This is a genomic window from Kitasatospora sp. NPDC057015 (genome assembly GCF_042673745.1).
Classification (GTDB): Bacteria; Actinomycetota; Actinomycetes; order Streptomycetales; family Streptomycetaceae; genus Kitasatospora.
Window position 1 is genome coordinate 56514 of the sequence record NZ_JBHUSG010000002.1, and the last position, 10065, is coordinate 66578.

The 10065-nt window shown below is 76.5% G+C and carries 10 protein-coding genes; 2 read left to right on the forward strand and 8 right to left on the reverse strand.

The window, feature by feature from the left end:
- Nucleotides 1-42 precede the first annotated feature (42 nt).
- The 3 genes from ACFTWP_RS02195 to ACFTWP_RS02205 form a co-directional block, all read right to left on the reverse strand.
- The gene (locus ACFTWP_RS02195; protein WP_380261711.1) at nt 43-1710 is read right to left on the reverse strand and encodes a PucR family transcriptional regulator; all 1668 of its coding nucleotides are present in this window, start codon (nt 1708-1710) and stop codon (nt 43-45) included.
- 176 nt (nt 1711-1886) lie between these two features.
- On the reverse strand, nt 1887-2603 hold the full coding sequence (locus ACFTWP_RS02200; RefSeq protein ID WP_380261713.1) for an aminoacyl-tRNA hydrolase: 717 nt from the start codon (nt 2601-2603) through the stop codon (nt 1887-1889).
- Nucleotides 2604-2685: 82 nt separating this feature from the next.
- Nucleotides 2686-3615: a hypothetical protein gene (locus ACFTWP_RS02205; protein WP_380261715.1), complete on the reverse strand. Its 930-nt coding sequence runs from the start codon at nt 3613-3615 to the stop codon at nt 2686-2688.
- A gap of 102 nt (nt 3616-3717) precedes the next feature.
- Between ACFTWP_RS02205 and ACFTWP_RS02210 the strand changes: the two genes are divergently transcribed.
- Together ACFTWP_RS02210 and ACFTWP_RS02215 are read left to right on the forward strand one after the other, a co-directional pair.
- Nucleotides 3718-4089, forward strand: a complete 372-nt coding sequence (locus tag ACFTWP_RS02210; protein ID WP_380261717.1) for a YbjQ family protein — start codon at nt 3718-3720, stop codon at nt 4087-4089.
- A 214-nt stretch (nt 4090-4303) separates the two neighbouring features.
- Nucleotides 4304-5542, forward strand: coding sequence for an FAD-dependent oxidoreductase (locus ACFTWP_RS02215; protein WP_380261719.1), 1239 nt, complete (start codon nt 4304-4306; stop codon nt 5540-5542).
- Nucleotides 5543-5608: 66 nt separating this feature from the next.
- Here ACFTWP_RS02215 and paaE read toward each other — a convergent pair whose 3' ends face one another.
- The 5 genes from paaE to paaA form a co-directional block, all read right to left on the reverse strand.
- Nucleotides 5609-6673, reverse strand: coding sequence for a 1,2-phenylacetyl-CoA epoxidase subunit PaaE (gene paaE, locus ACFTWP_RS02220; RefSeq protein ID WP_380261721.1), 1065 nt, complete (start codon nt 6671-6673; stop codon nt 5609-5611).
- Entirely contained in the window at nt 6674-7222 is a 549-nt protein-coding gene (paaD, locus tag ACFTWP_RS02225) for a 1,2-phenylacetyl-CoA epoxidase subunit PaaD (protein ID WP_380261723.1), read from the reverse strand.
- Complete coding sequence (paaC, locus tag ACFTWP_RS02230) at nt 7222-8157, reverse strand: 1,2-phenylacetyl-CoA epoxidase subunit PaaC (protein WP_380262128.1); 936 nt, start codon at nt 8155-8157, stop codon at nt 7222-7224. The genes paaD and paaC overlap by 1 nt, the downstream gene beginning before the upstream one ends.
- 75 nt (nt 8158-8232) lie before the next feature.
- On the reverse strand, nt 8233-8526 hold the full coding sequence (gene paaB, locus ACFTWP_RS02235) for a 1,2-phenylacetyl-CoA epoxidase subunit PaaB (protein WP_380261725.1): 294 nt from the start codon (nt 8524-8526) through the stop codon (nt 8233-8235).
- On the reverse strand, nt 8523-9614 hold the full coding sequence (gene paaA / locus ACFTWP_RS02240) for a 1,2-phenylacetyl-CoA epoxidase subunit PaaA (RefSeq protein ID WP_380261727.1): 1092 nt from the start codon (nt 9612-9614) through the stop codon (nt 8523-8525). Before paaA ends, paaB begins: the two co-directional genes overlap by 4 nt.
- Nucleotides 9615-10065: the final 451 nt, after the last annotated feature.

Here is a 10065-nt window from a genome sequence, read left to right on the forward strand (position 1 = left end):
CCCGCCGGCCCCCGATACCGCCCGCCCGTCACCGCCCGCCCGTCACCGCCCGTCGGATCCGGCGGGCAGCGGCGCGGAGCGGGCGGCGGACAGGGTGAGCGCCCGCTCCGCCAGCCACAGGTCGTACTTGGCACTGGGCGATTCGAGCAGCGAGCGCCCGAGCAGCTCCTCCACCCGCAGCAGGCGCTTGCGCAGCGCGGGAGCGGTGATCCCCAGGGCCGCCGCCGCGGGGGCCACCCGGGCGTCGTGCGCCAGCCAGGCCCCGACGCTGGCGGCGGCGGCCGGCCGGCCGCCGGCGGTCAGCGGGCGCAGCAGCGCCTCGGCCCAGTGCTCGGCCGCGGCGGTGGCGAGCAGGGCCTCCAGTCCGGCGGGCAGCGCCTCCGGGGGGACCGAAGGGCCGGCGGCCCCGGCGATCGCCCGGCACCCGGACCGGCCACCGGACCGGGCGGGCGGGCCGGACGCCGGCAGTGGGCCCGGCGCCGGCGCGGCGGGCGGGGCGACAGGCACGGCGCGCAGCCGCAGGGCGAGCGCGGCGGCGGCCTGGCCGGGCAGGCGCTCCAGGTCGAGTCCGAGCAGGTCCTCGACCCGGTGGAGCCGGGCGGCGAGCGTGTTGCGGTGCACCTTGAGGTGGCGGACGGCGCCGGCGCCGAAGTGCAGCCACGACGTCAGGGTGGCCAGCAGTTCCGCGCCGTCCGGGTCGGCCCGGCGCACCGGCGCGTACTCGGTGAGCGGGCGCAGCCACTGCCGCGCCCAGGCCGCGCCGGCCGGGCCGAGCAGCGGCGCGAGGTCGCCGTGCCGGTCGAACACCACCTGGCGCCCCGGCGCCGACCGGGCCGCGGCCAGCGCGTGGAACGCCTGCTCGTAGCCGAGCGCCGTCTCGCGCAGCGGCACGGAGCCGCTCATACCCACCGCGCAGTCCGCGCGTCCCGGGTACCCACCCTCGTCGGCCGGAACGGCTTCGGTCGGGGCGGCCGCCGCCGGCGAGATGACGATCAGGTGGCCCGCGTTCACCGGGCAGGGGACGATCCAGGACCGGTCGCCGGTGGCCCGGTCCCACTCGGCGGCGATCTCGGACCGCCGCCCCACCGGCCCCTCCACCACGCGGACCCGGACCGGATCCGGCAGGTCCGGCCCCAGCGCCGCCGCGATCCGGTGGGCGGGCGCCAGCTCACCGATCATCAGCAGGTGCAGCACCGCCTCCCGGCTACGGGCGTCCGCCACGGCGGACCGTTCCCGCTGCCGGCCGGCCTCCTCCAGCCGCCAGCACAGACCGGCCGGGCGGGCGGCATCGGCCAGCAGTCGCGGCAGACCGGCCGGCCCCGTACCCGTACCGACCGCCGCGAGCACCGGCCGGGCCGCCCCGGCGCCGGCCGCGACGAACCAGCCGGTCCCGCCGCCCCGGTCGATCCGCGCCGAGTCCGTCCCCTGCGACCGCATCAGCGCCACCCCGTCGGCCGCGAGCGCACGGACCCGCTCCGCGTCCGGATCCGGCACTCCCGCCGCGCGCAGCACGCCGCCGTCCGCGCCCAGCAGGGCGACCCACCGTCCGCTGCGCCGGGCGAGCCAGTCCAGCAGCGCCGCCGTGGCGTCGGGGGCGACCGTCAGACGCTGCATCGCCAGCAACTGCTCCACCCGGTCGCCGGCGATCCCGTCCGCGCGGTCCGCCGGCGACCGCACCCCCGCCGAGCGTCGCTCCGTCAACTCCGGCATCGCCGTTCTCCCCTGTCGGTCCGTCCGGCCAGTCTCCCCCAGCCGGCCCCGCCGCCCGGCGGGCGCCCCCGCCGGCGACGGAGCGGGCGACGGGACGGGTGGCGGGACGGCGGAGGAACGGGCGGGACCGCCTCCCGGGGCCTGCGGGCCGACGGGGCCCGGCATTGGCCAGGGGCTCAGCCCCGCCGCAGCGCCGGATGGTCGGCGATCACGGTGGAGCTGCCGGGTGCGATCTCGGTGAAACCGGCGTCCTGGACGAGGGGCAGGCCGCTCTCCGTCAGCTCGGCCCAGGCCGCGGGGGTGGCGGTACGGACGGCGAGGGCGAAGCCGTTGCCCGCCCACTCCTTGCGCTGGGCCTCGTCGAGGCGCCACCAGGCCAGCTGGGCGGCGTGGCCGGTCTGCGCCATGGTCTTGCCGGCGCTCATCTCCAGCTCCGGGTTGAGCCAGAGCACGGGGACGCCGGGCGCGGGATCGGCCGGCGGCGTGGTCTCCTCCAGGTCGGTGCCGGACACCTGGAGCTTGGCCAGCTCCTTGGGCCAGCCGTCCAGCGGCACGGGCGGGAAGACCCGCACCTCGGCCTCGGCGCCGGTCACGGTGATGCCGGGCAGCTCGCCCGCCTTGCGCCACTCGCCGCCCCTGGCACGGCGGACCACCTTGCGGATCCGGCCGTCCGTCCAGGCGGTGACCAGGGCGGCCCACTCGCCGTCCGGGTCGGTCACCCGGGGGTCGTGCAGCAGGGTCAGCACCGCGCGGGCCGAGGTCTCCAGCGCGTCGGTGCGGCCGGGCGGGTCGGTCCGCTCCAGACGGACGACGAGCGGCAGCACGTACTGCGGGTTGGCGTCGCGCCCGGCGGGCGCGTCTTCGGGGCTGGGGGCGTCGAACGGTGTGGTCACCCGTCAAGGATGCCAGCCGCCGCCGACACCCCCGGCGCCCGGCCCGTACGGGAGCGCGGGCGGGCCGGGCGGCCCCGGGCCCTCAGCGGCGGTAACCGCGCTGCGGGTCGCGCTCCTCGGCGTCCTCGTACGGGAGGAACCAGCCCTCCGGGTGGGTGGCCGCGATGAGCTCCTCGGTCCGGCGCGCGGTGTCCGCCTCGGGGTCGCCGTCCTCGGGCCCGTAGACCCCGAACAGCTCGTCCTGGCAGCCGTCCCAGTCGTAGTCGTAGAGGTCGGCCGGCAGGTCGCCCATCATGTCGGCGACGGACTCGGGCTGGGCGCCCAGCAGGTTGCGGGCGTCGGCGAGGGCCATCCGCAGCGCGATGTCCTCGGCCGGGCAGCGCGGCAGCGGCCACTCGCCGAGGGCCAGGTCGTCGGCGAGGTCGTCGAAGGCCCGCGCCATCGAACGGCGCCAGCCGCGGTGCAGTCCGAAGGTCCGGGCGGGCAGGCGGCCGAAGACCGCCCACTCGTGGTCCTCGCTCTCCAGCACGGGCTCGCCCTCGTGCTCCTCCAGGTCGTCGTACGCCGCGTCGGCGAGGCCCAGCAGCTGGGCGTGCAGGAGGCAGGCGGTGCGGGGCGTGAGGGTCCAGTCGCCGACGCCGCCGCCGCCCTCCTCGTCGCCGTCGAGCGGGAAGAGCTCGGCGAAGTCGGGCGCGAAGTCCTCGGTGACGCTGATCTCCAGCGTGCCGCCGAGGGCGTCGACGCCGGGCATGGCGGCCACCAGGCGGTCCGGGTGCAGCAGCACGCCGAGCGCCGCGTTCGGGTCCTCGGAGACCTCGCGCAGCAGGTCGCGGCGCTGCTCGGCCGGGTCCACGCCCTCGAAGTCCAGCTCCTCGACGGCCGCCCTGGCCGCGGCGCGCAGCGCGGGCCAGTCGGTGATGCGCAGGCCCAGCACCACCGTCGCCTCGATTTCCCGCGCGCCGGAGTCCTCCGTGGCGCCCTGCCCCTGCGGATGATCGCTTCGCTCGCCCATGCGCCTACGGTACGGCTTTTCCGGCGCCCGATCACCGGTCTGGCCCACCTTCTCGGCCCCGCCTGCACCGCTGGGGCGGGGTGGGGCGCGCACGATGGCCCCATGAGCAACCTTGACGAGTACGGCGGCGGGCAGGGACAGAACGCCCAGGTGCTGGTGGTGACCACGAACGATGTGCCCGGGTTCCGGGTGGACCACGTGATCGGTGAGGTCTTCGGCCTCACGGTGCGCAGCCGCCACGTGGGCAGCCAGATCGGCGCCTCGCTGAAGTCGCTGGTGGGCGGTGAGCTCCGCGGGTTGACGAAGACGCTGGTCCAGAGCCGCAACGAGGCGATGGAGCGGCTGGTCGCGCAGACCGAGGCGCGCGGCGGCAACGCCGTCCTGATGATGCGTTTCGACGTCACCGAGGCGGCGGACGTGGGCACCGAGGTCTGCGCCTACGGCACGGCCGCGGTGATCTCGCCGCTGACCTGAGCGCCCGTCCCGACGGTGCGTTGCGACGTCACCGGGGTGGCGGACGTGGGCACCGAGGTCCGTCCCCCGCGGCACGGCCCGCGGTGATCCCGCCGCCGACCCCCGACACCGACACCGACCTGCCGTCGACCCGCCGCCGACTGCCGCCGGCCTGAGCGCCCGTCCGCCGCCGAGCGGGCGGGAACAGGCGGCCCGGCTCCGATGTTTCACGGGCGTGACTGTTTACGGTGCAACGAACGGCGCGGGCGCGCACCGCGTCGACGTCGTGGTGATCGGCGCCGGGCAGGCCGGCCTGTCCGCGGCGTACCACCTGCGGCGGCGCGGCTTCGCCCCCGCCACCGGCGGCCCCGCCGACGACCCGGGCCCGGCCGGCGACCCCGGCCGGGCCGAGGCCGGCCGGGCGGGCGACGGCTTCGTGGTGCTGGACGCCGACGCCGCCCCCGGCGGAGCCTGGGCGCACCGCTCGCCGTCACTCCGGATGGCCACCGTGAACGGGTTCCACGACCTCCCCGACTTCGAGCTGCCCCCGCCCGACCCGGCCGCCCCGGCGCGCGAGGTGGTGCCGGGTTACTTCGCGGCGTACGAGGTACGGCACGCGCTGCCGGTTGTGCGCCCGGTGCGCGTCACGGCCGTCCGCACGCTGCCCGACGCCCGGCTGCTGGTGGAGACCGACTCCGGCACCTGGAGCGCCCGCGCCCTGGTCAACGCGACGGGCACCTGGACCAGGCCCTTCCTGCCGCACTACCCCGGGCACTTCGCCGGACGGCAGCTGCACTACGCCGACTACCGGGGCCCGGAGGAGTTCGCCGGGTACGGGCCGCTCGTCCCGGGCCCGGTGGACGGGAGCCGGCCCGGCGGCCGGCGGCGCGGGAGGGTACTGGTGGTCGGCGGGGGCGCGTCGGCGATCCAGGTCCTGTCCGAGGTCGCGGCCGTCGCCGAGACGGTCTGGGTGACCCGCACCCCGCCGGTCTACCACGACGGCCCGTTCAGCCCCGAGGCCGGCCGGGCCGCGGTGGCGATGGTGGAGGAGCGGGTCCGGCAGGGCCTGCCGGTCCGCAGCGTGGTCAGCGTGACCGGCCTCGGCCCGTCCGTCGCCTACCGTCGGGCCCGGGAGCTGGGCGCGCTGGAGCGGCGACCGATGTTCGACCGGCTCACCGAGCACGGCGTGGCCTGGGGCGAGGAGGAGCTGGCGGTGGACGCGATCGTCTGGGCCACCGGCTTCCGTCCGGCGGTCGGCCACCTGGCGCCGCTCGGCCTGCGCGGTCCGGGCGGGGGCATCCGGATGGAGGGCACCGCCGCGGCCGCCGACCCGCGGATCCACCTGGTCGGGTACGGGCCCTCGGCGAGCACCATCGGCGCCAACCGGGCCGGGCGGTCGGCCGCCAACGCGATCGTCCGGCTGCTCGGCGAGCCGGCCGGGCGGCTCACGACCGTGCCCGCCCAGCGGGTGTAGCGCGCCTGGGCGACGCCACCGAGCCGCGCGCCGGCGGCCCGGGACGCCGCCGGGGCCCGCGCCGCCTCAGCGGTCGTAGTCCACCGTGACCCGGTCCGTCACCGGCCGCGCCTGGCAGGTCAGCACGTACCCCTCGGCCAGCTCCTTCTCCTCCAGCGCGAAGTTGCGCCGCATCTCCACCCCGCCCTCCGTCACCAGCGCCCGGCAGGTGCCGCAGACCCCGCCCTTGCAGGCGAACGGCAGGTCGGGTCGGGAGCGCTGGGCACCGTCCAGGATCGAACGGTCGCGCGGCAGCGCGAGGGTGCTGCCGCGCCCGTCGAGCACCACCGTGACCTCGCTCAGCTCACCGTCGACCGGCTCCTCGGGGCGCTCCGCCACCGGCTCGTCGTCCGCGTGGAAGAGCTCCTGGTGCACCCGCTCGCCCGGCACCCCGAGGCCGGCCAGCAGCTCCTTGGCACCGGCCACCATGCCGAACGGCCCGCAGAGCCACCAGTGGTCCACCTCGGGGACGTCCACCAGTGCCTTCAGCAGTGCACCGACCCGCTCGGCGTCGAGCCGCCCGGTCAGCAGCTCGGCGTCCCGGGTCTCGCGGGAGAGCACGTGCAGCAGCTGGAACCGGCCCAGGTAGCGGTCCTTGAGGTCGGCGAGCTCGTCGGCGAACATCACGGTGTCGCTGCGCCGGTTCCCGTACAGCAGCGTGACCTGGGACGTCCGGTCGGCCGCCAGCACCGAGCCGGCGATCGACAGCATCGGCGTGATGCCGGAGCCGGCCGCGATCAGCACGTGCTCGCCGGGGATGTCGGTCTCCGGGCTGAACAGCCCGGACGGCGGCAGCACCTCGACCTCGTCACCCGCGCGGGCGTCCCGCACCAGCCGGCGGGAGAACAGCCCGCCGGGCACCTCGCGGACGGCGATCCGCAGCGGGCCGCCGGCCGGGGCGCAGATCGAGTACGAGCGGCGCTCGTCGACGCCGTCCACCACCCAGCGCAGGGTCAGCGTCTGGCCGGGGCGGAACGCGAAGTCCTCGGCGAGGGCGTCCGGGACGTCGAACGTGACCGCCACCGCGTCCTCGCAGAGCTGCTCCACCAGGGCGATCCGCAGGGGGTGGAAGACCGGTCGGCGGACGGTCATTCAGATCTCCTTGATGCGTTCGAAGGGCTCACGGCAGTCACGGCAGCGCCAGAGCGCCTTGCAGGCCGTGGAGCCGAAGCGGGACAGCTCCTCGGTGTCGCGGCCGCCGCACTGGGGGCAGACGACCACGAGGTGCCTGGTCGGCCCGAGCCGCAGCAGCGGCGGGCCGGCCGGCCCCGGTGGGGCGATACCGGCCTCGGCGAGCTTGCGGCGCCCGGCCTCGGTGATCCGGTCGGTGGACCACGGCGGGTCCAGCCGCAGGCGGACCCGGACGTCCCCGAAGCCGGCCGCCCGCAGTCGGGCGTCGACGTCGGCGGCCATCTCCGCGATCGCCGGGCAGCCGGAGTAGGTCGGGGTCAGCCAGGCGGTGACGGCGGAGCCGTCGCTCTCGACCTCGGCCAGGACGCCCAGCTCGGCCAGGGTGAGCATCGGCAGCTCGGGGTCCGGGACGGCCGCCGCCACCGCCCAGGCGTCCGGCGCGCCGGACGGCGTCGGCGCCGCGGTCGGAGCGGGCACCGTGGGCGAGGCCGTCGGCTCGGTCCCGGTCATCACCACACCGCCCCCGGGTTCGCCCGGGCGACCACCTGGAGCTCGGCGAGCAGCGGCCCGAGCGCCTCGGTGTGCACGCCGTCCCGCCCGGAGCGGCCGCCGACGGAGGCCAGCGGCCGGGCCCCGGGGACGTCGAGCCCCGCCTCGGCGAGCACCGCGGCGAGCGTGCCGAGCACCGGCTCGCGCAGCCCGGACGGATCCGCGCCGACCCGCAGTTCGACCGCGTGCGGGGTGAACAGCTCGTCGAGCAGCGGCCAGACCGCGTCCAGCCCGGCCTGCATCCGGTCCGCCGAGTGGGGCGTGCCGTCACCGAGCCGCAGGGTCCAGGCGGTGGCGTACTCCTGGTGGTAGGCCAGCTCCTTCACCCCGCGCGCGGCCACCGCCGCGAGCACCGGGTCCGGGTGGTCGGCCAGCAGCCGGTAGAGCGCCCCGCGGGCGGTCGCGAAGAGCAGCAGCCGGGCGACCGAGTACGCGAAGTCCCCGTTGGGCGCCTCGACCAGCCGGACGTTGCGGAACTCGTGCTCCTCCCGCCAGTAGGCCAGCTCGTCCTCGGAGCGGCCGGTGCCGTCGGCCTGCCCGGCCCGGGTGAGCAGCAGTCGGGCCTGGCCGAGCAGGTCGAGGCCGAGGTTGGCGAGGGCCACCTCCTCCTCCAGCTCGGGCGCCCGGGTACACCACTCGGTCAGCCGCTGGGCCAGCACCAGCGCGTCGTCCCCGAGCATCAGGCAGTACGCGGCGAGGTCCGCACCGTCCAGCTCCGGCGGCACCGCGGTGTCGACGCCGAGCAGCGGGTCCGAGAAACCCGTGCCGTACGCCCAGCGGGCCTCGCCCTCGGGCTCGGGGCCCGCCTCGCTCAGCGTCAGGTAGACGTGGTCCTCGCCCGCGCCGTGGTGGGCGCCCGTCCCGTGCCTGCCGCCCGTCCCGTGGAGGTCGGTCATCGCGTGGTCCACTCCCGTCACTTCGTCCACTGTCCTCTCGCGCCTTCCGCTTCCGCCGTCCGCCCGCCCGGTCGGTCAGATGTGCGGTACGTCCTCGGGGATGTCGTAGAAGGTCGGGTGGCGGTAGACCTTGTCGCCCGAGGGGGCGAAGAACGGATCCTGCTCGTCCGGGGTGGAGGCGGTGATCGCGTCCGAGCGGACCACCCAGAGGCTGACGCCCTCGTTGCGGCGGCTGTAGAGGTCGCGGGCGGACAGCAGCGCCATCCGGTCGTCCGGTGCGTGCAGCGAGCCGACGTGCACGTGGTTGAGGCCGCGCCGGGGGCGGACGAACACCTCGTAGAGCGGCCAACCGGCCTGGATCCCGTTCATCGCTGCTCCTCCGTGTCCGTGCCGCCGGTGGCGTGGGTGGCGTGGATGTCGTTCGTGCCGTTCGTGCCGTTCGTGTCCTGGGTGGCGTTCGTAGCGGCGGTGGCGTGGGTGCGGTCGGTCCCGTCCTCCCGGGCGGACTCCGCCCGGCGCTTCGCCGCGTAGGCGAGGGCCGCCTCGCGGACCCAGGCACCGTCCTCGTGGGCTTGGCGCCGGCGCTCGACCCGCTGGGTGTTGCAGGGGCCGTCGCCCTGGATCACCCGCTTCAGCTCCGACCAGTCGGGCTCGCCGAAGTCCCAGCTGTCGCGCTCCTCGTTCCAGCTGAGGGCCGGATCCGGGAGGGTGACGCCGAGGTGCTCGGCCTGCGGTACGGACATGTCGACAAAGCGCTGTCGCAGTTCGTCGTTGGTGTGCCGCTTGATCCGCCAGGCCATCGAACGGGCGGTGTTCGGCGAATCCCCGTCCGGCGGCCCGAACATCATCAGCGAGGGCCACCACCAGCGGTCCACCGCGTCCTGCACCATCCGGCGCTGGCCCTCGGTGCCGCGCATCATCGTCATCAGCAGCTCGTAGCCCTGCCGCTGGTGGAAGGACTCCTCCTTGCAGATCCGCACCATCGCGCGGGCGTACGGCCCGTAGGAGCAGCGGCAGAGCGGCACCTGGTTGCAGATCGCGGCGCCGTCCACCAGCCAGCCGATCACGCCGACGTCGGCGAAGGTCAGCGTGGGGTAGTTGAAGATCGAGGAGTACTTCTGCCGGCCGGAGACCAGCTTCTCGGTCAGCTCGGCCCGGTCCACGCCCAGCGTCTCCGCGGCGGCGTAGAGGTAGAGCCCGTGCCCGGCCTCGTCCTGCGCCTTGGCGAGCAGGATCGCCTTGCGACGCAGCGAGGGCGCGCGGGTGAGCCAGTTGCCCTCGGGCTGCATGCCGATGATCTCGGAGTGCGCGTGCTGGGCGATCTGGCGGATCAGGGTCGCGCGGTAGGCGTCGGGCATCCAGTCGCGGGGTTCGATCCGCTGCTCGGCGGCGACCACCGCCTCGAACCGCTCCGCCTGCACCGGCTCCGCCACTTCTGCTGCCACCACGGCTCCCATCTCGGTCGCGCCACCCCGGGCGGTCCGGCACGTCGTCCCGAACCCTGGCGATCTTCCCGACTGACCGTTCGGTCGGTTCCATTGTGCGGGGTGGCGGACCGCCTGACAAGACATGGCGGGCCGGCGCGCTGGCGGACCGGGCAGCGGGCTCGGCGAACGGGCACCGAGGACGGGCAGCGGGTACCACGAACGGGCACCGAGGACGGGCGGCGGGCTCGGCGAACGGCCGGCGGGCGGCGTGGGAGCGCGCGGCGGGCTCGGCGAGCGCGCGGCCGGCGGGCGGCGTGGGAGCGCGCACGGGGCCGGGCGGAAGAGGCGGGAGGGCCGGGGAAGAGGAGGCGTCCCGATCGGTAGGTGCGAACCGGGGGTGGGGCCCCCCCCCGGGGCGGGCCCCACCCCGCCCCGGGCGCCCCCCCCCCGCCCCCCCGCCCGCCCCCCCCCCCCCCCCGAC

Bases quoted from the DNA above. Each gene is read 5' to 3' on its own strand.
- paaB (WP_380261725.1), bottom strand. From the start codon at position 8,526: ATGAACGGGATCCAGGCCGGTTGGCCGCTCTACGAGGTGTTCGTCCGC.
- ACFTWP_RS02195 (WP_380261711.1), bottom strand. From the start codon at position 1,710: ATGCCGGAGTTGACGGAGCGACGCTCGGCGGGGGTGCGGTCGCCGGCG.
- paaE (WP_380261721.1), bottom strand. From the start codon at position 6,673: ATGACCGTCCGCCGACCGGTCTTCCACCCCCTGCGGATCGCCCTGGTG.
- paaD (WP_380261723.1), bottom strand. From the start codon at position 7,222: ATGACCGGGACCGAGCCGACGGCCTCGCCCACGGTGCCCGCTCCGACC.
- paaC (WP_380262128.1), bottom strand. From the start codon at position 8,157: ATGACCGACCTCCACGGGACGGGCGGCAGGCACGGGACGGGCGCCCAC.
- ACFTWP_RS02210 (WP_380261717.1), top strand. From the start codon at position 3,718: ATGAGCAACCTTGACGAGTACGGCGGCGGGCAGGGACAGAACGCCCAG.
- paaA (WP_380261727.1), bottom strand. From the start codon at position 9,614: ATGGGAGCCGTGGTGGCAGCAGAAGTGGCGGAGCCGGTGCAGGCGGAG.
- ACFTWP_RS02205 (WP_380261715.1), bottom strand. From the start codon at position 3,615: ATGGGCGAGCGAAGCGATCATCCGCAGGGGCAGGGCGCCACGGAGGAC.